This is a genomic window from Enterococcus sp., from assembly GCF_022711995.1.
Classification (GTDB): domain Bacteria; phylum Bacillota; class Bacilli; order Lactobacillales; family Enterococcaceae; genus Enterococcus_D.
The window spans coordinates 34,040-59,455 of record NZ_JALAHI010000116.1 but is presented as its reverse complement, the minus strand read 5'-3'; the positions used below and the strand labels follow the sequence as shown (position 1 = coordinate 59,455).

Annotated in this window: 18 protein-coding genes and 1 pseudogene; 8 read left to right on the top strand and 11 right to left on the bottom strand. The window is 44.2% G+C overall.

The features are described from left to right. Positions 1–23 precede the first annotated feature (23 nt). Positions 24–833, bottom strand: a complete 810-nt coding sequence (locus Q0A12_RS11645; RefSeq protein ID WP_291292814.1) for an HAD family hydrolase — start codon at positions 831–833, stop codon at positions 24–26. Positions 834–995: 162 nt separating this feature from the next. Here Q0A12_RS11645 and Q0A12_RS11640 point away from each other — a divergent pair, with 162 nt between their 5' ends. After that, entirely contained in the window at positions 996–1,991 is a 996-nt protein-coding gene (locus Q0A12_RS11640) for an ROK family protein (RefSeq protein ID WP_291292813.1), read from the top strand. Between the two features lie 99 nt (positions 1,992–2,090). Here Q0A12_RS11640 and Q0A12_RS11635 read toward each other — a convergent pair whose 3' ends face one another. Next, positions 2,091–2,471 (bottom strand): VOC family protein, encoded by a 381-nt coding sequence (locus Q0A12_RS11635; protein WP_156247948.1) that lies wholly within the window; start codon positions 2,469–2,471, stop codon positions 2,091–2,093. Positions 2,472–2,757: 286 nt separating this feature from the next. Between Q0A12_RS11635 and Q0A12_RS11630 the strand changes: the two genes are divergently transcribed. Genes Q0A12_RS11630 through Q0A12_RS11615 form a run of 4 tightly spaced genes read left to right on the top strand, consistent with a single transcriptional unit; the run spans position 2,758 to position 8,783 of the window. Then, the gene (locus Q0A12_RS11630; RefSeq protein ID WP_291292812.1) at positions 2,758–4,614 is read left to right on the top strand and encodes an FAD/NAD(P)-binding protein; all 1,857 of its coding nucleotides are present in this window, start codon (positions 2,758–2,760) and stop codon (positions 4,612–4,614) included. A 58-nt stretch (positions 4,615–4,672) separates the two neighbouring features. Further along, entirely contained in the window at positions 4,673–5,611 is a 939-nt protein-coding gene (locus tag Q0A12_RS11625) for a MoxR family ATPase (protein ID WP_291292811.1), read from the top strand. Between the two features lie 2 nt (positions 5,612–5,613). Beyond that, a complete protein-coding gene (locus Q0A12_RS11620; protein ID WP_291292810.1) occupies positions 5,614–6,639 on the top strand; it encodes a DUF58 domain-containing protein in 1,026 nt (341 codons plus the stop codon). Continuing rightward, positions 6,636–8,783: a transglutaminase domain-containing protein gene (locus Q0A12_RS11615; RefSeq protein ID WP_291292809.1), complete on the top strand. Its 2,148-nt coding sequence runs from the start codon at positions 6,636–6,638 to the stop codon at positions 8,781–8,783. The genes Q0A12_RS11620 and Q0A12_RS11615 overlap by 4 nt, the downstream gene beginning before the upstream one ends. A 101-nt stretch (positions 8,784–8,884) precedes the next feature. On the opposite strand, the gene Q0A12_RS11610 is transcribed toward Q0A12_RS11615, so the two are convergent. Then, positions 8,885–11,533 carry a cation-translocating P-type ATPase gene (locus tag Q0A12_RS11610; RefSeq protein ID WP_291292852.1) on the bottom strand — a complete coding sequence of 883 codons (2,649 nt, stop codon included), beginning with the start codon at positions 11,531–11,533 and terminating at the stop codon, positions 8,885–8,887. Positions 11,534–11,887: 354 nt separating this feature from the next. Here Q0A12_RS11610 and nfsA point away from each other — a divergent pair, with 354 nt between their 5' ends. Next, positions 11,888–12,622 carry an oxygen-insensitive NADPH nitroreductase gene (gene nfsA / locus Q0A12_RS11605; protein ID WP_291292808.1) on the top strand — a complete coding sequence of 245 codons (735 nt, stop codon included), beginning with the start codon at positions 11,888–11,890 and terminating at the stop codon, positions 12,620–12,622. A 100-nt stretch (positions 12,623–12,722) separates the two neighbouring features. Here the strand turns inward: nfsA and pepV are convergent, their stop codons facing one another. After that, complete coding sequence (gene pepV, locus Q0A12_RS11600; protein ID WP_291292807.1) at positions 12,723–14,147, bottom strand: dipeptidase PepV; 1,425 nt, start codon at positions 14,145–14,147, stop codon at positions 12,723–12,725. 170 nt (positions 14,148–14,317) lie between these two features. Here pepV and Q0A12_RS11595 point away from each other — a divergent pair, with 170 nt between their 5' ends. Next, positions 14,318–15,145: an NAD(P)H-hydrate dehydratase gene (locus Q0A12_RS11595; protein WP_291292806.1), complete on the top strand. Its 828-nt coding sequence runs from the start codon at positions 14,318–14,320 to the stop codon at positions 15,143–15,145. A 26-nt stretch (positions 15,146–15,171) separates the two neighbouring features. Here Q0A12_RS11595 and Q0A12_RS11590 read toward each other — a convergent pair whose 3' ends face one another. The 5 genes and pseudogenes from Q0A12_RS11590 to Q0A12_RS11570 form a co-directional block, all read right to left on the bottom strand. After that, complete coding sequence (locus tag Q0A12_RS11590; RefSeq protein ID WP_291292805.1) at positions 15,172–17,232, bottom strand: beta-galactosidase; 2,061 nt, start codon at positions 17,230–17,232, stop codon at positions 15,172–15,174. Between the two features lie 4 nt (positions 17,233–17,236). After that, positions 17,237–19,465, bottom strand: coding sequence for an alpha-galactosidase (locus Q0A12_RS11585; RefSeq protein ID WP_291292804.1), 2,229 nt, complete (start codon positions 19,463–19,465; stop codon positions 17,237–17,239). Then, positions 19,462–19,944, bottom strand: a complete 483-nt coding sequence (locus tag Q0A12_RS11580; protein ID WP_291292803.1) for a hypothetical protein — start codon at positions 19,942–19,944, stop codon at positions 19,462–19,464. Before Q0A12_RS11580 ends, Q0A12_RS11585 begins: the two co-directional genes overlap by 4 nt. A 51-nt stretch (positions 19,945–19,995) precedes the next feature. Then, positions 19,996–21,323 (bottom strand): annotated as a pseudogene (locus Q0A12_RS11575) (PTS transporter subunit EIIC). Between the two features lie 97 nt (positions 21,324–21,420). Continuing rightward, the gene (locus tag Q0A12_RS11570; RefSeq protein ID WP_291292802.1) at positions 21,421–22,458 is read right to left on the bottom strand and encodes a LacI family DNA-binding transcriptional regulator; all 1,038 of its coding nucleotides are present in this window, start codon (positions 22,456–22,458) and stop codon (positions 21,421–21,423) included. A gap of 163 nt (positions 22,459–22,621) precedes the next feature. On the opposite strand from Q0A12_RS11570, the gene Q0A12_RS11565 reads away from it, so the two are divergent. Beyond that, positions 22,622–23,806, top strand: coding sequence for an amidohydrolase (locus Q0A12_RS11565; RefSeq protein WP_291292801.1), 1,185 nt, complete (start codon positions 22,622–22,624; stop codon positions 23,804–23,806). Positions 23,807–23,902: 96 nt separating this feature from the next. Here Q0A12_RS11565 and Q0A12_RS11560 read toward each other — a convergent pair whose 3' ends face one another. Together Q0A12_RS11560 and Q0A12_RS11555 are read right to left on the bottom strand one after the other, a co-directional pair. Further along, a complete protein-coding gene (locus Q0A12_RS11560; RefSeq protein ID WP_291292800.1) occupies positions 23,903–24,523 on the bottom strand; it encodes a DUF624 domain-containing protein in 621 nt (206 codons plus the stop codon). Then, complete coding sequence (locus Q0A12_RS11555; protein ID WP_291292799.1) at positions 24,520–25,377, bottom strand: carbohydrate ABC transporter permease; 858 nt, start codon at positions 25,375–25,377, stop codon at positions 24,520–24,522. Before Q0A12_RS11555 ends, Q0A12_RS11560 begins: the two co-directional genes overlap by 4 nt. Positions 25,378–25,416: the final 39 nt, after the last annotated feature.

Here is a 25,416-nt window from a genome sequence, read left to right as displayed (position 1 = left end):
TCTCGCAAGTGTGGAGGATCGGCTTAATGATTGGATTCCTGTAATGCCAACAGCAGTTCAATGGTTCGCAGCACGCCGTCTTCATCGTTTGAGCGGGTCACAAAAGCGGCAGCTTCTTTGATTTCTTCAAAAGCATTTTTCATGGCAAAGCTATACGTACCAGCCGCCATTAATTCACTATCATTCAAGCCATCCCCAAAGACCATCGTCTCTTCTTTGCTGACTGCCAGCTGTTCTTGCAGCTTGGCTACTGTCGTTCCTTTATGAACTCCTTGATTGGTGATATCGATCCACGCCGCTTCCGAAGCCACGATATAAGATTCCTCAGCAAAAGAATCTAAGTGCTTGACGGTATCAAAACAGCGCAGTTTCGGATCATAGACGGTTACTTTTACAAAATCTTCTTGAAACTCCTGATAGCTAGCAACGGTCTTGACCACGCGATAAGAACCGCGAACCTTCTTGGCATTCTCTTGGTTTGTTGTCTCCTTGATATAAGCAGCAGTTGGTGTACAAGCAATGATCACATGGTCATCTGCTACCTGTTCCAATTGTTGGATCAGCCGCTGACCCAATGCGTTGGGAAGTAAAGATTCAAACACATACTCTCCCTGATGCTTGATTCGTGTTGCACTATCCCCTAATATCCAAATTTTCGCTGCTTCCTCACCAAAAAGCTCTTCGACACGCTCACATTGCTTGCCTGTACAAGCAGCAAATGCAATGCCTTTTTGTTCCAGCAACTGACTGACTTTTTTGAAGTGCTGCCGATCAAAATCTCCATGACTGTTTAAAAAGGTTCCGTCCAAATCTGTAATGATCAGTTTGATCATCTTATGCCACATCCTTCTCTATCCGCTTTTCTATTTAATTAACTTTATTAATTAAGTATACTTATTTAACTAAAAACCGTCAATCACTATCCGAACTTTCTTTACATTCCCTTCCTTCGTCGCTATACTTAATTAACTAGATTCATTAAAGGAGGCAACCTAATGTCTGCCAACAAAAACTTGATTCGGCAACAGAATATTCAAGTCGTTTTAAAAGAGTTATTCAAGAAAGGATCCTCTTTTGCATCCGACCTAGTGAAAGATACCGGCATCAGCATGGTAACGATCAATTCTTTATTAAAGGAACTTGTTGCAGAAGGCAGCGTGACCAAGGGCGAGCTCATTCAAAGAGAAATCGGCCGGCCGGCGATCGAATATCGCTTTAATTATCAATACGCCAAATCACTCTTATTGGCATTGGTAGAAGTTGACCGCAAGTTGGTGTTAAAAAGCTATCTCATTGATTTAAAAGGAACAGTCTTAGCCACTCAGCAACAGGCATTCACTGAAATCACACCCGCTGCCTTTCAAATCCTGGTTCGCCAATCCATCGAAGCCTTCCCCGAAGCGCAGCAAATCGCTGTGCTGTTACCAGGGAAAATCAGTCAAGGTGTGGTGACCTCCAGTTGGTATGAAAAATTTGATGGCTGGAATCTTGACCAGCTATTTAAAGAAGTTACTTCTCTGCCTTGCGTGTATCAAAACGACGCCCACCTGCTGACTGTGGGCCACTGTATCGCTAAACAAATTTCCTTGTCAGAAAACATCGTAGGGATCTATAACCCTGAAAATAGCATGCCGGGGATCACGTTGATTTTCAACGCTTGGCTTTTGGAAGGAAAAAACGCCCTGGCTGGAGAAGCAAAATACTTGCCAGGCTTTCTCGATCAAGGCGCACCGAAGAGTATCCAGGAATTAATTGCTCGTCTAGCTGCATTAGTCCCTTTTTACAATGCTGCCTTAGCACCGGACCGGTTTATTTTCGCCAGTACAGCAGCCATTGAAGAGGACTTGTTAGCGGCCATCACCCAAGATCCATTGATTGCCAAGCAGCCTAATCAACCTATCTATACCTTTGTGCAAGACTTCGATCAAGCGATGATCTTCGGACTTCACTGGCTGCTTTTCCGCAACACCCCTTATGATTTATCCTGCTAACCCCTCACTGTTGTTCAATAAGGTTGGCAAAAAAACGAACGTGAGTCTTTCATTCAAGCGTCTATGTACGTCAAATGCAAAGAGAACGTTCGTTTTTTGTTAGGCTACCGTAATTTCGATCAGATTTCCTTCAGGGTCTTGGATTACCGCTTCATAGTAGCCATCCCCTGTGGTTCTGGGACCACTCAGTAAAGGAAAGCCATCTGCAACAAACCGTTGGGCATAGGCATCGACTTCTGCTTGGCTTTTCAGCGCCATCGCTAAGTGCGTGTAGCCCAATGTGTCGGTTCCGCCAGGGTGAAGATGCTGTTTTGTCGTTAATTCGATCCGACTGCCGGAGTCAAAACGCAAAAAATAAGATTGAAAGCCAGTCTTGGTATTGTGGTATTTTTCAGAACGTTGGGCACCAAAATAGGTTTCATAAAATTCGGCCATTTTTTCTAAATCACGAACCCAAATGGCAATGTGTTCTACAAACATCGTATCCCTCTTTTCGCTTTTAGTCTGAAAAGAATCGACTGTATTTGTCTTTTGATCATTCCCGATTCTTCTCTTCTTCATTGTATCGAAGTTTCCGCTTTCCAGCAATTTTATTCCTATCACAGAGCAATCCGCTTTCTTCTTTCCTCTTATTTTTAGCCATTACTTGAATGGTTTTTCTAAAAGCAGTCGCAATAGTTGCAGTTCCGCTAAAATTTCTCTAAAGTGAAAGAAAATAAGTCATTGATCAAAAAAAAATTCTCCCGTTTGCGAAGGAGGAATGAAAATGAACATCGCTGTCATCGGTGCCGGACCACGTGGATTGTCACTATGTGAAAGGTTGATTGCTCAAGCCAGTGTCAACCAGCAGTCCCTATCCCTTACATTGATTGATCCCTATCCACCAGGAGGGGCGATTTGGCAAACGAATCAACCGCAAAGTTTATTACTCAATTCTGTAACCAGTCAAGTCACCCTCTTTACTGACGAAACGTTAGGAACTGGCGGCCCAATCAATCCCGGTCCCAGCCTGTACGAGTGGGCAAAAAAAGACGGTAGGAATTTTGCTAAAAAAAATCAGCCCTCACTGGTACTAGAAATTGACAACTTAGATCCTGACGGTCATTGTTCTCGGGCATTATACGGGCTGTATCAGAAATGGTTTTATCAGCAATTGATTGAAACTCTGCCCCCATTCATCACATTGACATACTTGCAAGAAAACGCCATTGGCCTGAAACTGAAACAATCCTGCTATTTACTTGAAACAGACAGTCATTCTTTCCAATTGGACCGAGTGATTCTGGCAGTCGGGCATCATCAAGTCTTGCCTACAGAAGAAGAAAATCGATTAAACGAATTTGCTCGCCAGAAAGGCTTTTTGTACTCTCCGCCTCAGAATGCCGCGGATGTCGATTTCCATAAAGTTAAAGGCGGAGAACCTGTCATTCTGCGAGGTCTAGGATTGACCTTCTTTGATTATGTCACCCGTTTGACCACAGATCGCGGCGGTGTCTTTATTGGTTCTGATCACCTTCGCTACATTCCTTCGGGCAATGAACCCCTAATCATTGCCGGCTCAGGAAGAGGTGTGCCCTACCATGCACGAGGAGCCAATCAGAAGCAGCCAACAGAACAGATTACGCCCCGCTTCTTGACAACGGAACGACTCCGCTCTTGGCAAGTACAAGGGCCAGATCAGTCCACTGAGTTTTTCTTTTATTTGCAAAAAGAAATGGAACTTGTGTATTATCAACGCTGGCTGTCTCAAGAGTCTGAAGGTGATCAAGCGGCTTTTCAAGCGGCTTTTACTGAACAGTTTGTCCGCCAAAATGGAGCCACCGATGTTTTGATAGACTTCCAAATCCCTCGCCAAAATTGGTTAGACTGGCGCTATATCTTAGATCCTTACGAAAGAAAAGAGGGCCAATCGCTGCGCGACTTTCTGTTAACCTATCTTACTTGGGATGTCACAGAAGCGGCCAAAGGAAATTTAACTAGCCCCATCAGCAGTATGTTTGAACTATTAAAAGATTTGCGAGATCCCTTGCGCTTTATGCTTGATCATCAATTGTTTTCGCCAAAAGCATTGAAAGAAACATTCTGGCAGTCATTCGTTCCTTTGAACGCCTTTTTATCGATTGGTCCCCCACTTCAGCGCATTCGAGAATTGATCGCACTGATCGAAGCAGATATCGTCACGATACTTGGTCCAAAAATGACCCTTGAAGAAAGCGACACCTTCGTGGCCTATTCAACAAACTATCCCCAACAACGATATTCCGCCGAGCAGGTATTGGAGGCTCGGATTCAATCGACAGATATTCGTCGTACCGCTAATCCATTGTTACGGCAATTACTCGCTGATGGCATTGCCCATCCTCATAAGTTATACATTCCTGAGGAACCCCCTTTTTACACAGGAGCCATTGCCGTCGATCCGACCACAGGTCAATTGCTTGATCCAAACGATCAAGTCCAAGAAGGGCTTTACTGTTTTGGCATTCCGACAGAAGGCATTCACTGGCTAACCGCCGCCACAGCGCAACCAGGAACAAACGCTTGGAATTTGCGACAAGCAGATCAGATAGCTGCCCATTGCTTGACTCGTTTTCTTCCTGAAGCTGGAAGTCGCCGTCAATAAATTGCGATTGCAAATAAAAACCGATACAATAAAAGAAAAGGCTCAAGGAGGTTGAAAAATGGCAGATGAATTACAAAAAATCGACGCCCTGATCAATGAAGTTGAGAAGGTGATTTTAGGTAAACGAGACGTGATCCAACTCACTGTGGCGGCTTTGCTGGCAGGGGGACACGTTTTATTTGAAGATATTCCGGGAGTAGGAAAAACGATGCTGGTCAAATCGTTGGCAAAAGCCATCCAAAGCGACTATAAACGCATTCAATTTACCCCCGATCTGTTGCCCAATGACATCTTAGGTGTATCGATCTTCAACCCGGAAAACCAGCAATTTGAATTTCGACCGGGTCCCATCTTTACTTCTGTGTTACTTGCAGATGAAATCAATCGGACCACCCCTCGAACGCAAGCGGCTTTATTGGAAGCCATGTCGGAGAACCATGTCACCATCGATAATCAAACCTATCCGCTAAGTCCACATTTTTTTGTTTTGGCCACTCAAAATCCAATCGAATATGAAGGAACCTATCCATTACCGGAAGCACAACTGGATCGCTTTTTGTTTCGCTTGCATATTGGCTACCCTGCTTTTCAAGATGAGCTGTCTTTACTGATTGGTCAGCGTCAGCAATCGCTGGAACAAATCCAAACAATATTGACCGCACAAGAAGTTACCTTACTGAAACAAAGAGTCGATCAAGTGTTGGTAGAAGACCAAGTCGCCCGCTATGCGCTGCAATTGGTCCAAGCAAGCCGCAATCATAATGCCATTGATTTAGGCATCAGCCCTCGTGGTGGGATTGCTTTTTTAAAAGGGGCAAAAGCGCTGGCATTGACAGAAGGTCGCAGGTATGTGACACCACAAGACTTGCAACGAATCTTACCAGCTGTTTTTGGGCATCGCTTATTATTGAAAGGCGGAATCGCCGGCACTCAAGAAAGCCTGTCCGAAATCATGAAACAGATGATTCAGCGAGTTCCTGTTCCAGTGAGGCGCTGATTATGAGACGAACGCGTTTGATTGGAAAATTTTGTTTGTTTTTTGCCACTTATTTCCTTCTACTAAGCTATTGCATTGTTTTTAATAATGAAGCAGGCTGGAGCCTCTTCTTTTTTCTGACCTTGTTACTACTTGCTGACCTGTTATTCACATTGCCTTCCCTCAATAAAATCCAAGTGACACTAGAAGAGTCGATCCAAACACAACGAAATCAAGAAACGCCTTTGCCGCTGCAAGTATTCAACTATCGGCCAACCCTATTGCCGATCCCTAAGTTGACGCTGCGCTTTCAAGAGCAGGAACAGACCCTCACCTTTTACCGGGGAGAATCCTTTCGCTTAGAGGTGTTATGGCTCCCCACCGCTCGCGGGGTATACAGTGGTCTACCAGTAACCTTAACAAGTCATGATCTCTGGGGAATTTTCAAGAAAAAGCGGATCCTTCAACTACAACAAGAGCTACTTGTATTGCCAGAAAATAAGCCCGAAGTCATCTCATTACTGACGCTTTTTGAAAAACAGGTGCGAAAATATACTTACGGCGAGCCGAATTTCACGATTCGCAATTACCGCAATTACCAGCAAGGAGATTCATTGAAGCATATTGACTGGAAGCTGTCCAGCAAACAGCAAGAACTGATCTATCGGGAACATGAAACGGAGCAGCAGCAGGAGTTGACTTTGCTGTTTTGGGGTGAATCTCATGCACTGTTTGAAGAGACATTGGCCCTCTTTTTTTCGTTACACAATCTTTTGTATAAAAAAATTACTTTTCAACCAGTGCTGATCGGCGAAAAGCTCGCTTCTCCTTATCAGGTTCAAGCTGGTGCTTTCGCAGCGATTCAACCCTTTACCGCGACGCCGCAACAACTACCAAAAATTTCTGGCCATCATGTGATTATCCTTGCACCGGTTATCTCCTCTGCACTAGAAGCCTATAGAGAAACCATGGTGCGAGGCAACACACTACAAATTTATACCTATCAAGACTTGATTCAACGAATGGCAAGAAAAGAGGTGTCTGGATGAATCGTTTGATCAAAAAAGCGGTAATCGGAGCATTGACTTATTTAGGCATCCTTTTGACGGCACTACCGTTTTTAGCCGTCTACCACTTGGGGCATCAACCCACCCTACTACTCTATGCATTGCTGGTTTGCCTCGTGAGTATAGTAAGTCCGCGGATTCGCTACAGCTTGCCCTTTTATTTCATCGGCTGGCTAGTGACTCTTTATCGTTTTTTTCCTTACGGAGAAAGTTTCTCCTTCACCTGGTTTGTCCGGTATTTCGACGACCTGCTAACAGCTGTCAGCGAGATTCTAGCTGGCAGGGTCGGTTATATTACTGAAATTGTTGCGGTAACAATTATTGTTACCAGTATTCTCTTGCTAGCCGTGTGTTCGATTTATCTTCAGCGCTTTTCTCTCGTCTACGGAGGAATGGCCGTTTATTTGCTGACTGTCGTGATTTTTAATGATTTCAATTTAACCTGGCATTTGCTAGGTGTCTGTTTTTGCGGAGTTCTTTGTAGCCTGATCAAAACGCAACAGCTAAAGACAATTAGGGAATGGCGATTCTGGTTAGGTCTGACACTGCTATGCGCATTTCTCTTGGTAGGTGGGAGCTTGTTGCCAAAAACAGGGATTCGTGATCGCTTGGTAGCTGCTACTACAGGAATCCGCACGCAAGCCAATCAGATAGGATTTTATCGCTTTGTCGAGGAATACGGTGCACCTAGTGGATCACGAACAGGCTTTAGTGAGAATGACCGACAATTAGGCGGCCCCTTACTAGACGATGATACGGTCTTGTTTACCGCACGGCAGGAGACCCGCCACTATTGGCGAGTAGAAAGCAAAGATTTCTATTCTGGCAAGGGATGGATCAATACGCAGCGGGAAGAAGACCTGCGGACAGACCCACACTCCCTGAAGATCGCCGATAGCAGTTACCAGCAGCCCTATCTGGAAATGACAAACATCCAACTTTATTTAGCCAATCAAGGGGACTATTTGCCACTACCCTACGGAAGCAGCGAAATTACGATTGAAGAAGGCGCCACTGGATTTATCGTTGATGATGCGGTCCAGCGAGTGGATTTAATGGAGCCGCAGCAACAGATCGAAATCTCACTGGCTTGGCAGCCAGCGGAATACGCCGCTGAAGCATTGCAGTCATTGCCGCTGCAACAGCCAGATACTCCCGTTGATTATACGCAATTGCCAGAGAACCTTCCCGAACGGATTCCGGCACTTGCCCGCTCGATCACAGAAGAGCAAGATACTGTCTTCGAACAAGTCACAGCCATTGAAAATCACTTGAAAAATTCGATTGAATTCCGCTATTCAAAGACGGATGCCGTCTATCCAGCAGAAGAACAAGACTATGTCGATCAATTTTTGTTTGAATCTAAAGTTGGCTATTGCGACAATTTTTCTTCCGCAATGGTGGTGTTATTACGGACACTCGATATTCCAGCTCGCTGGGTCAAAGGGTTTTCGCCGGGAGATGCTCAAACTGAAAATGGCTTGACGACATTTACCGTGAGAAACCGCAACGCCCACTCTTGGGCTGAAGTCTACTTTGCCGGTTTTGGCTGGGTACCCTTTGAGCCAACGCCGAACTTTCAAAATCCTGATCGTCCTGAATTGCCAACAACCACGGTCTCTTCAGAAGAAGTACCCGAAACCAGCAGTTCTAGCCTCACTTCTGCCAGCAGCAGCGAGACCAGCCCGTCGACCACCAGCAGCTCCACTGTTTCATCAACGGAGATGCAGCCGGCTACCACTGAAACAACGCAATGGCTCCGCTATTTTCTACGAGGGGCTGCTTGTTTGATCGTGTTGGGATTGCTGTATCTTTTGCGCCGTTACTTTTTCCGGATACGCATTTGGTTGATTTGTCGTTTTCGCCCGGAACCATTAGCGACGGCCTACCCTCTCTTATTGAAACAAATGACAAAGGTGCTTTTTCACGCTGATTCGGAACCGCTTAGTGAGTATGCCCGCCGATTGGAGGCTATTTATCCTATTTTTCATGGCAGTTTTGTCCAACTGACTGAGAGCTATGAAGCGTATCTTTATGGAGGAACACTTACTACCAATCAGCAGCAGCTGATCTTGCATGTTGCCCGACAAATCAATCAATTAAAGAAAATCAGTCATGTGCATTAAAGCAACCAATAGCAAAAACCGAAGACGCCTGCTGTATTCAGCGCCTTCGGTTTTTATGTTGTTCATCTGATCAGCGAAAACAATTTCGCGGGTATCACTCGTTAGTTCTTGTCTCGCGACTGTACTGCCAAAATAATCAGTTTGGTCATTTCCATCAGCAAGACAGCACCGGCTGCCATCGCCATACTTAATCCAACATGGTTCATTGTAAAGGTTTCTGGAATGGCGAAGACTTCCCGAATCCCTGGAATCAATGTCAAACTGTAAAGCAGACCGCAGACCACGATCGCTAGCCAAACCATTTTATTCGCAAACAATCCAGCTTGCCAAGCCGTCTCTGTATTGGAACGAGCAGGCAATGTTTGGAGTGTCCGGCTCCAGATCAACGTTGAGAATGCCATGGCAACACCTAACTCTGGCGATTGATTCATCCCAATCCATTGCGCCACGATCACTACTGCCGCAATCAAGATCCCACGATAAGTAACTGAGATCAGCGTTTTACCAGAAAAGATGCCAGCATCAGGATTTCTCGGTTCTCTTTGCATGATGGTTGGCTCCGCTTTTTCCATCCCTAAAGCAATTGCAGGAAGCGAGTCATTCACTAAGTTGATAAACAGCAATTGCAAAGCTGTAAATGGATTGTCCCAGCCCATGACCAGTGCAAAGACAATGGCGATAATCGCACCGAGGTTACCGGCAAAAAGATAAGAAATCGCCTTTTTGATATTATCAAACACATTGCGGCCCACTTCTACCGCTCGAATAATGGAAGCAAAGTTGTCATCTGTCAAGACCATTGCTGCGGCATCTTTTGCCACGTCCGTGCCGGTCCCCATCGCAATCCCGATGTCTGCTTGTTTCAATGCTGGTGCATCATTGACGCCATCACCGGTCATAGCAGAGATTTTTCCTTTCTCTTGCCATGCTCGCACAATGCGGATTTTGTTTTCAGGAGAGACGCGGGCGTAAACGGTGATTTTCTCCAACTGATTCGTCAGTTCTTCTTCCGACAGGGCATCAAGCTCGGTACCGGTCAATGCTAAGTCACCTGCTTGCGCAATTCCGATCTCCTGAGCAATGGCCACCGCCGTCGTTTTGTGGTCACCAGTGATCATCACCGTTTTGATGCCAGCCGATTTCGCGTCTGCCACGGCTTGCTTGACTTCCTTCCGAGGGGGATCGATCATCGCCATCAAACCAACAAAGATCAACTCTTCTTCGACACCTAAATGCAATTCTTCGTCTTCAGACACTGTCAGTGGGCGATAAGCAAAAGCCAAAACCCGCAGCGCACGTTTCGCGAAGGCTTCATTTTGATGCTGCAACTGCTGTTTGATTTCTTCTGTCAATGGGACGATTTCATCATTGATCAGCACCTTTGTGCTTCGTCCGATCACAATATCCGGACCTCCTTTGGTCAAAAGGAGTTGTTCTGAATCGATGGTATGCAATGTGGACATCAATTTCCGATCGGAATCAAAGGGCAATTCTTGTAAGCGGGGGTAGCGTTGCCGAATCTCACGATACGGTTGGTTCAACGTTTCTGTATAATCAAGAAAGGCAATCTCTGTGGGATCTCCTAGTTTGGCTCCTTCGGGACTAATTGCCGCGTCATTTGCAAGCACACTAATCTCAATCAAACGTCGTTCAGGCAATGTCCATTCCGCAGGATTCTTAGGAAATTCACCCGTCTGTCCATTCGGCAAATAAAAATCAACCACCGTCATTTTATTCTGGGTCAATGTTCCAGTTTTATCTGTACAAACGATACTCGTAGAGCCTAGTGTTTCCACCGCTGGCAGCTTACGAATGATCGCATGCTGACGAGCCATTTGTTTAGTCCCAATCGATAAAACAATGGTAACGATCGATTGGAGTGCTTCAGGAATCGCTGCTACTGCCACAGCAACTGCAAACATAAAGGCGTTGACTAAGTCCGCCGTCATATCTCCCGACCCATCGCCTAAAAACAAGCGAGCAACTTGGACCCCTAAAATAATCAAGGAGAGAACGAGGATTGCCAAGCTCAGCTTTTTACTGAAGCGATCCAACCCGCGTTGCAATGGTGTTTTGTGTTCCACCGTATTTTCCAATAAACCAGCAACTTGTCCAATTTCTGTGGCATTTCCTGTTGCAGTCACAATAAAGCGGCCGCGACCATAAGTCACAATCGTCCCACTGAAAACCATGTTGTCACGATCACCAATCGGTGCGATGCGGTCAATGACTCCAAGTTCTTTTTCCGCAGGTGTCGATTCACCGGTCAGCATTCCTTCGTCGACTTTCAATGCCCCTTCTTCAATTAGACGGCCATCGGCAGGTACATAGTCCCCTGCTTCTAGAATAACGATATCCCCTACTACCAATTCTTTGGCTGGTACCGTTTGTTCCTTTCCGTCTCGGATGACATTGGCATTGGGGGCCGAAAGACTTTTCAATGCGTCCAACGATCCTTCTGCTTTTTTCGTTTGGATGACACTAACAACCGAATTCAGTAGCAAAACGGCAAAGATGACGATCGATTCAACATGGGCCCCCATAATCATCTGGACGATTGCCACGATCAGCAAAACGATCACCATCGCATCTTTGAAGGTTTCTAAAAAGAGTGTTACACTTGATTTTTTTGGTGCTTCTTTCAGCTGATTCAAGCCATTTTCCAAGCGTTTTGTCGCTTCTTGCTGCGTCAATCCGGTGGGACTGCTGTTTACCTCGTTGATAACCTCTGTAATTTCTTTTTGATACATCTCTTTTGCCACTATTTTCTCTCCTTTGGTAGTTGCTATCCCTTGTCTAAAGTCTCTCATTCAGAAAAAAAAGTGAGACCTAAGACAAGTGGATGCTTGTCTTAGGTCTCACCATTTCATATAATACCAGAAAACTGTCGCCAGTTTACTTACTGTTGATATTATCGCAGCCGAAGCTACTGGTTACTCCCCTAAGGGTTTATCAGAATGTAGAACCATCATAACGAATTTTTTTGCAAAGTGCAACCTTTACGTATAGCTTTGCTCTTTCTTAAACAAATTTTTTTGAAATCTGCGACTTTTTTCTGTTACACTAATCTACAGCGTGATACGCGTTACATAGGAGGAACAATAATGGAAACCATTGATTTTTTTACCCAACACACCTCCGTTAGAGACTTCAAAAAACAGCCTCTATCGGCAGAAATGAAGCAACAGCTTGTCAAAGTCGCACAAAGCGGTTCAAGTTCAAATTTCGTTCAAGCCTATTCGATCATCGAGATCAAAGATCCTGAAAGATTGGCAGAAATCGAGAAAATCGCCGGAGCTCCCCACTATATCACCCAGACAGGCGTCTTTTATCTCTTTGTTGCAGACTTGTACAAACACCATCAATTGTTGCAGCAAGCAACTCTGCCTAGTGATGGACTATCGAATATGGAGGCCCTCTTGGTTTCGGTCGTAGATACCACCATCGCTGCTCAAAACATGGCAGCCTTTGCAGAAACCCAAGGTCTGGGTATCTGCTACATTGGCGGAATCCGGAATGACTTGTTCCGCATCGCTGAACTTACGAATCTGCCCCCGTATACACTGCCATTGTTTGGATTGACCATTGGTTATCCGGCAACGAAAAATGAGCCAAAAGTCCGCTTACCGCAATCCGCTGTGTTAAGTGTCGATCACTATCAGCCTCTGACCGAAGACCTCATTGCTCGCTACAATGAAACTACCGCGAACTACTATGCCCATCGGGGAAGCAACCAACAAAAAACGGATTGGCAAACCAAAATGACTGGCTTTTTCCAAGAACCCCGCCGTCCGGACGTAGAAAAATTTTTGAAAAAGCAGGGCTTTTTGACACAGTAACTGTGAAAACAAGCACCTGCTCCTTGTTACCGGTCGCTAGACGATCTCCATCAAAAAAACACCTCATGAAGAAGTTCTTCATGAGGTGTTTCGAGTTGTTTTATTTTGCCAAACGGTAGATGGCATCTGCATAAATCACTGCCGCGTTGAATAGATCGTCCAAGCTCATAAATTCGTTTGCTTGGTGCATCGTATCTGTGTAGCCTGGGAACATTGCTCCATAAGCGACACCACGTTTTAATAAACGGCCATAAGTACCACCGCCAATGATTTGTTCATAGCCTTTTTGACCAGTATGTTCTTCATAAACTTCCAACAATGTTTTCACCAATGGATCATCGATTGGTACATAGTGAGGCTCCATGTTGCGTTCGTTCCGAGTCACAGTTGCGCCTTCCATGCCAACGGTCTTTTCAATACCGATTTCCAGACCTTCTGCAGTCACCCCTTGTGGGTAACGGAAATTCAAGGCAATAAAGTTGTCTGCTTGAACGCCTGATTGGTTGGCTTTAAAAGCAAATAAACCAGCATTCATGGTTAGTTTACCCATTTTTTCATCTTCATACGCCACGCCTAATTTTTCACCATAAAAATCTTCATGGACATAAGTAGCTGCCGTATGGATGTATTGTTTTGCACCGCCGCCAAAAGCAAAGCCGTCTAAAAAGACTGCTAAGAAAGTTCCTGCATTGATCCCAGACTGAGGACTTGCACCATGGGCGCCTTTACCAACTAGTTCAATGGTAACTTCTTCGTTTTCTGTTTCGATGGTGCCAGTCACTGGTTGACCTTCGACATAATCAAAGAAAGCTTTTTCCATTTCTAATGCAGCTTCTGTAGATGGGGCAGTCAATTTTGCAACCGCAGTTCCTGGTACCATGTTTTCCCGCAAACCAGCAGTGAATTGTTGTAATTCATAAGCACCTTCGTTATTTCCTTGGAAATGAAGCCCTAATGTGACGTTCCCTTTTTCGCCATTGATGATTGGGAATTCAGCATCAGGAGAGAAACCAAAATCAGGTTTTTCTTCATGCTCGAAATAGTAATCCATATCGCCCCAGCCGCTTTCTTCATCAGATCCTACGACAAAGCGGATTTTTTTAGATAATGGCAAGCCTAACTCTTTAATGATCTTCATTCCGTAATAAGCTGCCATTGAAGGACCTTTATCATCGGAAGAACCACGAGCAAAGATTTTATTGTCTTTGATCACAGGTTCGTAAGGATCCGTCGCCCAACCATCCCCTGCTGGGACAACGTCCATGTGGCCGAAGATTCCTAACGTTTCGTCTCCTTCACCAAATTCAATATGTCCAGCGTAGTTATCGACATTCTTGACAGTGAAGCCATCGCGTTCCCCATAAGCCAACATATGCAGCAAGGCATCACGAGGTCCAGGGCCAAACGGAGCATCTGCCGTTACCTTATCATCTTCCCGTTCACTTTTTACTTTCAAAAGATCAATCAAGTCATTCAGCAAATCGTCTTTACGCGCTTCGACTTCTTTTTTCCAATCGATTGTCATACGATTCCCTCCAATTCTTTTCTCGCCTTTTATGATAACACTCTTAACTGAAAAAAGGAAAAAAAATTGTGTATTTTCAGACGATATCTTTCATAAAACGAGTATAATAAAAGCAGCCGGTTTATTCCAGAAAATGAACCCAGTGAAAGAAACAGAAAAGGAGTCATTGTATGAAACAACTGGAGCAAACTATTTTAGCATCAGTGATTCGCAAACGCCCCGCCGAAAGCCACAAAGGTACCTTTGGTCGTGCGGTAGTGATTGGCGGTAACCAGCAGTACGGGGGTGCGATCTTAATGGCGGCACAAGCCAGTGTGTATGGCGGAACAGGCCTTACCACGGTGATCTCTGACCCTGTCAATCGCACGGCGTTACATGCGCGACTGCCAGAAGCGATGTTCGTCTCTTGGGATCAGACTGAGCTTATCGGCACAGTCACTGAATCTGCGGATGTCCTATTGATTGGTCCCGGGATGGGCGAAGGCAAGACCAGTTTCAATCTGCTGCAAACAGTCGTCGCTGCCCAAAAAAGCCACCAATGGCTAGTCGTTGACGGGTCAGCGATCAATTTAGCTGCGAAATACCCATTGACTTTCCCTTACCCTAATCAAGTCGTATTTACCCCTCATCAAATGGAGTGGCAACGATTAAGCGGCATCGAGATCAGTGAGCAAACGCCGGAGAAAAATGCAGCCTTCCAGAAAAAATTAGCCAGTATCGTGGTCTTAAAAAGTCATCGCACCCAGATTTATGGCACAGAAATCGTCGAAAACCCATTAGGAACGCCAGCTATGGCCACTGGCGGCACTGGTGATACCTTAGCCGGAATCATTACCAGTTTTTTGGCACAATTTGATCGAACCGAAGAAACGATCCATGCCGCAGTTTATCTCCACAGTTTGATTGGCGAACATTTAGCTGACGAGAACTATGTTGTCTTGCCCACCCAGATCAGTGAAGCATTGCCTAAATTTATGAAGGACCATTCGTTGCGCTGATTGCCGTAACGAATGGTCCTTTTTTCTCAGTATACTTCAGAGGGGTGATACACGACTCTGACTTCATAAGGTGCCAACGTGATCTCTCCCGCTAACTGTTGATTTTTTTCCAGATCGGTTACTGGCTGCTTCAATACTAGTTGCTGTTCTTCCTCTGAAAAATTCATGATGAAAGCATACTCTCGTTGCCCTCCGATGCGTGTTTGAATCGATACCTCAGGAAGTGCTTCAGCAATCGCTGTTCTTCTCAACCCCAACTTTTCAATCAACTCTTGATAAAAAGCAGCTAAGAAATCACTGTTCGTACGGGCAGCCAAATAATACGACGACCCTGCACCGAATGGCTTCTTCGTAACCGCAGGTGTGCCTTGATAGAAATCTGTCTGATAACGGCTTAAAACTTCTGCATCCAACACGTCAATGATCGCCGAATAATCTTTGGTAACAAATTGCTGATCTTGAAAATCAATCTGATTGTGTTCGTCTTCTAAAAGTGTTTCAAGCTCTAATACCTCAATGCCAAAGAGCGCCTTTAATGGTTGAGGCAATCCGCCAATATAAAGCAAATCTGTTTCATTGACCATTCCTGTGAAATAGCTGGATATTAGTATTCCACCCTTTTCAACATAGCTCGTTAATTTTTGCATCGTTTTTTCTGTCATCATATACAGCATTGGCGCAATGACTAACTGATAATCAGAAAAATCCTGCTCAGGAGTCAGAATGTCAACCGGGATGTCTTGTTCCCAGAAAACCTGATAATGCTCCTGCAACGTTTGGGGATAACGTCTCGTAGGACGGCCGAATCCTCCCCCACGCTTCAATGCCCAATTGCTTTCCCAGTCAAAGAGAATCGCCACTTCTTTCTTGCGGATGGTTCCTTTGATTTCACTGATTTTTTCGAGACGAGACCCGTATTCAGCAACTTCTTTAAATACTCGATTGTTCGTGGAATCATCATGACTGACAACGGCACCATGGAATTTCTCCGAATTGCCGCGAGATTGGCGCCACTGGAAATACAAGGTACTATCTGACCCATGAGCTAACTGCTGCATACTACTTAAAATATGGACCCCGGGGCGCTTGGATTTGTTGTATTGGTGCCAATTGACATAACTTGGGGTACATTCCATAACTAAAAAGGGTTGTTTCTTCAAAGACCAATATTGATCATGGACATAGGCAGACTTCATAGCGGTTGTAGAGATTGCTTCAAAGCGATTGTTCCAATCGGGATAGCTATCCCAACTAACCACATCCACATGCTGAGAAAACTTGCCATAGTCGATTCCTTCCAAAGGAATGAAATCCTGTGTGGCATGACCTTCCGCCATAAAATTCGTCGTTACCGGAATATCAGGGGTTCGTTCCCGAATAGGGGCAATCTCATTCAAATAAAAATCAATGGTCTGATCGGTGACAAATCGTTTCCAATCCAGATCCATCCCATGAACTTTGTGTTCTCCTAAAGGGGAAGGGGGCAAGACTTGTTTCCAATCAGAATAGCGATTACCCCAGAAACTCATCCACCATGCATGATTCAATGCTTCTAGGTTTTTGTACTTTTTCTTTAACCAGTCACGCCAATTTTCTTGGCAGTATTCGCAAAAGCATTCCCCTGAATACTCATTGGAAATGTGCCACATGGCTAGTGCCGGATGGTCGCCATAGCGTTCAGCTAATTTTGTGTTGATCTGCCGCACTTTTTCGCGATAGATAGGTGAAGAATAGCAATGATTATGGCGAAAGCCATGGGTATGTTTTTGTCCATACGCATTGGTGCGATTGACTTCCGGATATTTCTGACTCAACCACTGAGGACGACCACCGCTGGGGGTAGCCAAAATGACATTGCCCCCCATAGCATGGATCGCATCAAACTGTTCATCAAGCCAGTCAAACTGATAGACCCCTTCTGTTGGTTCCAAAGCACTCCAAGCAAACACCCCTAGTGTGACCGTATTGATGTGAGCTTTTTGCATATACGCCAAATCTTTCTTTAGGATTTCCGGATAATCAAGCCACTGATCGGGATTATAGTCCCCACCATGTAGGAACCGCTGATCAAAGAAATAATTCGTCATCTTTTTACTCCTTTTTGATTGCTTTGATTTGATAAACAAACGACTGGAAATCTCCTGTTGCTTGCGCCGTTTGGTGATTGACAGCATTGAATAAGTACGGTTTGCGCAGTCCAATTTGCTTCAAAACCTTGCCAGACAACTGCGCATTCTCCAGCAGATAGCTTCGATCCGGATCAACGAAGGGTACCGGTATAAAAGCTTCCGCTGCCGGATTTGCTTCAGCAAGAATCCGAAAATAAGCAATCAATGCCTCCTCTTGATGAGAGACTCCCCATACAACTTCATTTTTTTGGCTCAAATCGGTCATCCGATAGAAGGTGCCATATGTCAGAAGTTGTCGATGAGCTTTATAGAAAATGATTTGTTCTTTGATTGCTTGTTTTTCAGCTGCTGATAAACTGAAAAGATCCAGCTCGTAGCCTAATGGACCAAACATAGCCGCCGATTGCCGAAATGCCAGTGACGTATTGCGCCCCACTTGATGATTTGGACAAGCGGAGACATGATTGCTGAATGAAGACATCGGATAGCCAAGTAATGTGCCGGTTTGAATCTGTAGTCGTTCCACGGCATCGCTGTCGTCACTCGGCCAAATCTGAGGACTGTAAAACAAGATCCCTAAATCATAACGACCGCCGCCGCCAGCACAGCCTTCGATCAAAATCTCCGGAAATTCTGTTAAGATTTTCTGATAAAGGGCATAAACCCCTAAAATATAGCGATGGAAGAATTCTGTTTGGGGAATCCCTTCGGCTGCTAAATAAGGTGAATAAGCTTCTGTGATATTCCGATTCATGTCCCACTTGATATAATCAAGATCCGTTTCGACGATGATTGTTTTGATCGCAGCAAAGATCGCCTCCACGACTGCCGGATTGGCAAAATCCAAGACATACTGGCCCCGCCCCACAGAGATGCGTTCATAAGGATGTCGAACCACCCAATCAGGATGTTCTTGATAAAGCTGGCTATCAGGAGAGACCATTTCCGGTTCAAACCAAACGCCTAACTGCAACCCTAGATCGTGGATTTGTTTTGCAAAATGACCGATGCCATTAGGAAATTTCGCTGGATCTGGCACCCAATCCCCTAAAGAACTGCGATCGTTGTCTCTTTTACCAAACCAGCCATCATCTAGGACAAAGCATTCCATTCCTAATGCCTGACTTTCTGCTGCTAATGCTACTAATTTCTCTTGATCAAAATCAAAATAAGTTGCTTCCCAATTATTGAAGACAATCGGCCGCGGCCGTTTTTGCCAATAAGGGGCAATCACGTGCTTTTCAATAAACGCAGCTGACTCTTGTCCTAACCCATTCAACCCTTCATCGGTAAATGTGAAGATACATTCTGGGGCTTCAAAGACCGCACCTTGCTGCAATGTCCAAGAAAACTGTTCGGGATGAATCCCCAGCATCAAGCGGACATTGTCCCACTCATCCATCTCGACTTGAGCGAGAAAATTCCCTGAATAAATCAGATTTGCTCCATAGACACGCCCCTGATCATTGGTGGCATTGGCAGCCTTCAGTGCCACGAAGGGATTGTGCTGATGCCCAGAGGCCCCTTTTAAAGACCCCACTCGAAAGGTTCCTTGCGTCAATGGTGTGGCTTTGATTTGGCGTTCCTTTAGCCAAGCACCAGAAAGGTGAACAAATTCAAATTGCTGATTTCTTAATTCCAGCACCCCGCTCATCAACGAAGAAAGTTGTTTTTTCTCAGCGCCAAGATTGGTGATCCGCTGATTACGCGCAATCGTGCCTAAACCAGCAAAAATAGTATAGGTGATTTCCATTTTCAATTGCCGCTGCTCATCGATCAACGTTATTCGCAGGCTCTGACTTTCTGCTTTTTCGGCAAAACTCGCCGGCTTTGCCAGCTCTCGTTCCTTTCCTGCGAAAGTCTCGACTTCTGCGACTTTAAAATCCACATACAAAGGAACGTCTTCTGCAAAAATAGTAACGGCGCCTTCTCGAAAGTCAGAAGAACCATAGGTTGGCAACTCTTGAAAACGATCCGCTAACGTAAACAGGCCATCATTTTCAAAAAATTTGACCGTGCCGGCAGATTTATTTTCTTTTTTGGTTAAATAGTCCATGTCATTGGCACTCAAATGCCCCAAAGACGGCCCAAAGTATAGATGACCTAATTGTTGATTTGGCAATACATGCATCACATAACTAATCTTCTCATTGTATAAATGAAAAATCGTATCGGTTATTATCTCAATCATTTTTTTCCTCTAATTTCAAGTTTATTCTCGTCTAGTTCATTTTGTTTCTGGCATGCAGTTTCCAAATACTGCATGCGCTTTTTGACCCCTTTGTTAAAAAAGAACTTATAAAATAGTGCTGCCAGCATGAAACCATACGTATTGCGGGAATGATCAAAAGAATTCTGTTCTGAATACGTAACCTCAATCTTTTCTGCTCCGCTAGGAACAAAGCGATACCTTTGACAGATTTCCCCTTGTTCATAGGCTGTTATCAAAGCAATCTCATCTTGCGCGATTTTTTTGACTTTCATCACCGCTGGCACCAGCGTGGCCGCTGATTTTGTGCGAATCATCAAATCAATTTGACTGTTCTCGCCGAAAGGTTCTTCTGCTCCTTTTGAGCGAAAAAATGCCGCTTGTTGCGCGATCATCACTTGATAGAATCGTTCCGGTGTTGTACGCATCTGATAAGTATAGGTCAATGTATCTGTTCGCATCTTCGATCCTCCATTTTTCCGTTTCCATGCTGACAGAACGACATGCTAAGCTTAGTTTTCTTTGATTCTTTCGTCGATGGCAGGGCCAGTTTGTGCGAGTGCTTCTTTGGCTAGCTCTTCTTTTTCTTCTTTCAAATAGCCACGATCCATCACGATTAGGAATGGCACCCAAATCAATGTCATCACAGCAACAGTTACCAATTGTAGAATGGCACCTGCTACAGAGCCAGTTCCCAACCAGCCTGATAAGAAGACCGGTGTCGTCCAGACTACTGTTGCTCCGATTGGGCGAGGCACAAGTCCAGCAGCGATTGCAAAATAAGAAATCGTCGTACTAGCAAGCGGGGCCAAAATCCACGGAACAAAAGCAATCGGGTTCAATACGATCGGCAACCCAAATGTCATTGGCTCTGACACATTGAAAACAGAAGGTGCAACGACTGTCTTCATCAGCTTCTTCATCCGAATCGAACGAGCAATAAAAAATGCCATCGTAATCGAGATTCCTAATTGCATTCCTTGGTTTACAAAAACGCCCATGAAGGTTGTATTGATGATATGAGGCAATTGTTCTGCACCTGCTTTATAGGCTTCATAGTTTTCAATCGCCAATGCATTCATGATCGGATCAATCACGGCGTTGACAACCAATGTGCCATGGATCCCAAACCACCAGAAGAATTGGGTGAATAAAACGGCAATCAAGACTGCAGGCAACGTGCCTCCCAAGCCCATTAATGGTTTCTGTAAGATTTCGTAGACAAAGTCAACCGCATTGTGAATGTAAACAAGTAACGGATCAAATTAAATAAAAACAATGGCGCAGCACCTGGAATGATAGCAAGGAAAGACTCAGCGATCATCGGCGGAACCGATTCAGGCATTTTGATCGTTAACCCGGAAGCACTGATCTTGCAATAAATTTGTGTAGCGATAATCGCTGTGATGATCCCTACGAACATCCCTTCCGCACCTAATTTTGAAAGAGGAATCACTGTTCCCAGTTCATCGGAAGAACCGTAGGGCAAAAGCATTAAGAAAGAGGACAGTGAGATTGCTCCGGCAAAAAGTTTTGGCTGCCCATATTTTCCTGCTAATTGATAGCCGATTCCGAAAACAACAAAAATCGCTGTGATACTCATGGTTGCATTCCCGATGGGACCAAAGAAATCATTCAAAAAGGTCATCAGTCCTGCGGGCAGTTTCTCAGATAAGCCAAAGGTAGCGGGTAAATTTTGAATAATGATCATGATTGAAGCAAACATTGTCGCGGGAAAAGCCACCATAAAACCATCACGCAGACTCAATAAATACTTGTTATTGGCAATGATTTGGGCAAAAGGAACCATTTTCTCTGCTAATTTATCAATAAATTTCATAACTAATCTCCTTTAATTTGTCTGTAAACGTTTACTATAATCAGTATAATTGTTTAGTTAATGTTTACACAACTCTAAAATAAAAAAAGATCATTTCTCATGATCTTTTTTTATCGGCAATCGATTCTCTTAATATCAATTCACTTTTACAAATCACTCGGACTGGCATTGTCCGAACGCCCAATAATTTGTTTTTCGCCAGCTCTACACTCATTTGACCCATTTCTTCCGCTTTCATTTTGACTGAAGAAAGCGCTGGTGTCATAAACTGCGCCATTTGAATATCATCAAAACTAACTACTGATATATCTTCTGGGATCTTCAGTCCGTGTTCATTTAATGCTTTATAGACCCCCACTGCCATGGGATCACTAGCAACGACGATGGCTGTCGGCCGTGGAGTCATCTCGGCGATTTTTCTGCCAAAAGCTAATCCAGTCTCTGGAGACCATTTCCCTTGAAGGACTTGGCTATAAGCCTCCAGCTTGTTCATCAGCATCCAATTTTTGTAATTCTCTGCACGAATTTCTTGTTCATCATAAACAACTTCTCCTGTGATCGTTACTCGACTGGAAACACCCCCAATAAATGCTATGTTCTCATGTCCTTTTGCTTTTAAGATATCCAAAATTTGATGGGTCTTTCGGGCAAAATCAGTTTGTATGCAATCATAGGCGTCGTTTTCACTATAATTATCTACCAAAATAATATGTTGATTGTATCGGCTGATTTCTTGCAATGCCTCTTGCGTCATTTCCCCAATGATGATGACAGCCCCATACTTTGCCAGTTGAGTCAGATCTTTGTCTTGGTCGCGCATGGAAAAGGCACGCACCGTTTTTAAACGCCATTTGGCAGCCTCTTTCTCTATTCCGTTACGAATCATCATAAAATAAGGATCATTACGCTCCGATTCACTGTTATGCCTTGTAATGATTGCTATCGTATTTTTATCGCCAACTTCTCGCGAACTCGACAAGTTCTTGTCTTTTGAATAATTCAGCTGGTTGGCGATCTCGATCACCCGTTTGCGGGTATTTTCGTTGATACTAAATGTTTCATCGTTGTTTAAGATTCGCGACACACTTGCGACGGAAACTCCTGCCAATTTTGCAATATCCCTCATGCTTGCCATTCTGCCACCCCATTGTTTACTGTTTACTAAACCTCTTTTTAAGAATAGAGAGAAACAGTGATTTTGTCAATCCCTACTTGTTAGGCAAGAAAACACTAGGTTATCGCGTGCAGAAAAATGGTTGTTTCGTGTATGATAAAAGAAGAAAATAGGAGGGATTCAGATGGATATCACAACAACACTTATGCAGCAATTGGAAAATGACGAAGGGGAAATGATTGCGATTCGCCGACACTTGCACCAACACCCAGAGCTTTCATTTCAGGAAAAAGCAACCGCCGCTTATATTAAAGCCTACTATGAAAAGCTAGACTGCCAAATCACAGAATGTGGCGATGGCTATGGCTTGATCGTAGATATCATCGGTGGACAATCTGGGAAACGGCTGGCTTTACGGGCCGACTTTGATGCCCTTGCTGTCCAAGAAGACAATCAACTGCCTTTTCGCTCGAAGGTTTCTGGTGTGATGCATGCTTGTGGTCATGATGGGCATACGGCCTATTTAATGGTCTTGGCTAAGAATTTGATTGACTTAAAAGACCAATTAAAAGGAAGCATCCGCATTATCCACCAACCAGCTGAAGAAGTATCTCCTGGCGGTGCCAAAGGCATGATTGCCGACGGTTGTTTAACAGACATTGATCATGTTCTTGGGGTCCATGTGATGTCTTCAATGGAAACAGGTAAGATTGGCTATCACTCTGGCGAAACCCAAACTGGACGTTCCAATTTTACTTTGACCATTCGTGGCAAAGGTGGGCATGCTTCCATGCCGCAACTAGCCAATGATGCTATCGTCGCCGGTAGTTATTTCGTGACCCAGCTGCAGACCATCGTATCTCGTCGGATCGATCCTTTTGACACAGCCAGTTTAACCATTGGTTCATTTGACGGCAGCGGTTCCTTCAATGCGATCAAAGAAACAGTCATCCTCAAAGGAGATGTGCGTGTGATGAAAGAAACTACACGGCAAACGATTCACCAACAGATTCAGCAAATGGCCGAGGGTCTAGCACAAACTTTTGCGGTAGAAACCAGTCTAGAATATGATGACAATTATCCGGTTCTTTATAATGATCCAGCTTTTACATCACAAGTGATTGATTCCCTCAAAGAAGCTCACTTACCTGAAGTGAAGGAGATTTTTGATTGCGGTCCTCAAGATCCTTCTGAAGATTTCGCCTATTATGCCCAAGAACGGCCAAGTCTCTTCTTTTACATCGGTTGTATGGCAGAAGATCATCTCAATCATCCCCACCACAGCCCTGATTTTCTGATGAATGAAGATTGTCTTTTAATTGCAGCCAAAGCGGTTGGTACCGCAACAGTGGCTTATTTAATGGATTAGCCGCGAAACAACTAAAAAAAGGAGCCATAAGTTTCCAAAACGACGATTTCCTTTATTCAAGGCATCGAAACGTTTTGTTTCAACTTATGGCTTTTTTTAATGAGAAAGCTGTAAGGATGTAAGGGACGACGGACAGATGAGTAATTGAATCAAACACCAGCCGCTTATTCCCACCAAAAATAGGTACGCCGGACCGAAGAAGCCAAAAAACAGCAATAGCGCGACTGTCCAAAAAAGATGGAGCAACACTCGTTTAGGGGAGCGACCGGCTTGATAAAAAGCGTAAAAGAAGCTGACTTGCTGTTTCTTTTCCCCCATTAAAAGCGTCTGATAAAAGAAAACCAGCCCACAAATTCCCAGAATCAATAGCAGCATAATCGCCAACATTTGAAAAAATGATTGTGGTAGTCGGCTGAAGATTGCAGAATCAATCAACAGAAAAAGCCCGTAGAAACTGAATACAACCTCTTTCTTTTTATTCAGTTGCCAAAACTCAGAGAAATTCGCAAAGAAACGCCTCGTCGTTTTTTCTTGTTCTGCCTGAGCTTCATCTTTGATCTGCTTAATCGCCGCAATCATACTTCTGGTGGCTGTAGCCACTGTAAAAAGTGGCAATGAGCAGACCAACCACAAAAATTGTAAAAGAATCAGCTTTGGCATCCAGTTGATCCAAGTGATCAGACCATTGAATAAACGTTGCGGTTCAAATTTTCTCATCCTTTGGTTCCTCCCGTCAAATCCATTCCTTCAATAAAATAGCGTTGTGCAAAAAAGAATAATAAGATCGTTGGCAATAAGACCAGCGTTGCGCCGGCCATCAAATAGTTCCATTGGGTCGTCGATTGATTTTGGAAAACTTGCAAACCGATTTGCAGTGTATATTTTTCTTGATTTTGAATATAAAGCAACGGCCCTAAAAAGTCATTCCATGCGCCATTGAAGGAATTGATAGCGATCGTGATTAGCGCTGGTTTGGTTAGGGGAATCATCAGCCGACTCCAAATATATAGATGATTGGCGCCATCCATTTTTGCCGCTTCGATCAATTCATTATTGATGGACAAATAAAACTGTCGCATCAAGAAGATATTGAAGGCATTCCCAAAAAAGGAGGGAACAATCAATGGCAAGTAAGTCCCTACCCAACCAATTTTAGAAAAAAGCACATATTGTGGAATCATCGTTACAAAACCGGGAATCATCATCGTCGAAAGCACCAAAGCAAAAATCAGATTTTTCCCAGGGAAATCCAACTTGGCAAATCCGTAAGCGATAAATGAATTGGAAAGCACATTGCCAAACACGACTAATACGGTGATAAACAAAGTGTTCTTTACATACTGCCAAAATGGAAAAGCATTGATCGTATCAAGGTAATTTGAGAAATTGATTGTTTCTGGAAAAAAAGTTGGTGGATAGCGGACGATCTCTTCCATTGGTTTTAATGAAGTGAACACCATCCACAACAATGGAATGATCAAAACGATGCCAATGACAGTCATCACCAAATAACTCGTCAGTTTTTTGATCCGCTGTTGTTGAGAATTACTTTTTATTTTGTACATCTGCATCCAGCCAACCTCCCTGTCCTCATGTTCTTTTTCTTAGCC

What these genes read in the sequence shown, in the direction of transcription:
- Q0A12_RS11645 (WP_291292814.1), bottom strand. Translation starts at nt 833, where the DNA reads ATGATCAAACTGATCATTACAGATTTGGACGGAACCTTTTTAAACAGT.
- Q0A12_RS11640 (WP_291292813.1), top strand. Translation starts at nt 996, where the DNA reads ATGTCTGCCAACAAAAACTTGATTCGGCAACAGAATATTCAAGTCGTT.
- Q0A12_RS11635 (WP_156247948.1), bottom strand. Translation starts at nt 2,471, where the DNA reads ATGTTTGTAGAACACATTGCCATTTGGGTTCGTGATTTAGAAAAAATG.
- Q0A12_RS11630 (WP_291292812.1), top strand. Translation starts at nt 2,758, where the DNA reads ATGAACATCGCTGTCATCGGTGCCGGACCACGTGGATTGTCACTATGT.
- Q0A12_RS11625 (WP_291292811.1), top strand. Translation starts at nt 4,673, where the DNA reads ATGGCAGATGAATTACAAAAAATCGACGCCCTGATCAATGAAGTTGAG.
- Q0A12_RS11620 (WP_291292810.1), top strand. Translation starts at nt 5,614, where the DNA reads ATGAGACGAACGCGTTTGATTGGAAAATTTTGTTTGTTTTTTGCCACT.
- Q0A12_RS11615 (WP_291292809.1), top strand. Translation starts at nt 6,636, where the DNA reads ATGAATCGTTTGATCAAAAAAGCGGTAATCGGAGCATTGACTTATTTA.
- Q0A12_RS11610 (WP_291292852.1), bottom strand. Translation starts at nt 11,533, where the DNA reads ATGTATCAAAAAGAAATTACAGAGGTTATCAACGAGGTAAACAGCAGT.
- nfsA (WP_291292808.1), top strand. Translation starts at nt 11,888, where the DNA reads ATGGAAACCATTGATTTTTTTACCCAACACACCTCCGTTAGAGACTTC.
- pepV (WP_291292807.1), bottom strand. Translation starts at nt 14,147, where the DNA reads ATGACAATCGATTGGAAAAAAGAAGTCGAAGCGCGTAAAGACGATTTG.
- Q0A12_RS11595 (WP_291292806.1), top strand. Translation starts at nt 14,318, where the DNA reads ATGAAACAACTGGAGCAAACTATTTTAGCATCAGTGATTCGCAAACGC.
- Q0A12_RS11590 (WP_291292805.1), bottom strand. Translation starts at nt 17,232, where the DNA reads ATGACGAATTATTTCTTTGATCAGCGGTTCCTACATGGTGGGGACTAT.
- Q0A12_RS11585 (WP_291292804.1), bottom strand. Translation starts at nt 19,465, where the DNA reads ATGATTGAGATAATAACCGATACGATTTTTCATTTATACAATGAGAAG.
- Q0A12_RS11580 (WP_291292803.1), bottom strand. Translation starts at nt 19,944, where the DNA reads ATGCGAACAGATACATTGACCTATACTTATCAGATGCGTACAACACCG.
- Q0A12_RS11570 (WP_291292802.1), bottom strand. Translation starts at nt 22,458, where the DNA reads ATGGCAAGCATGAGGGATATTGCAAAATTGGCAGGAGTTTCCGTCGCA.
- Q0A12_RS11565 (WP_291292801.1), top strand. Translation starts at nt 22,622, where the DNA reads ATGGATATCACAACAACACTTATGCAGCAATTGGAAAATGACGAAGGG.
- Q0A12_RS11560 (WP_291292800.1), bottom strand. Translation starts at nt 24,523, where the DNA reads ATGAGAAAATTTGAACCGCAACGTTTATTCAATGGTCTGATCACTTGG.
- Q0A12_RS11555 (WP_291292799.1), bottom strand. Translation starts at nt 25,377, where the DNA reads ATGCAGATGTACAAAATAAAAAGTAATTCTCAACAACAGCGGATCAAA.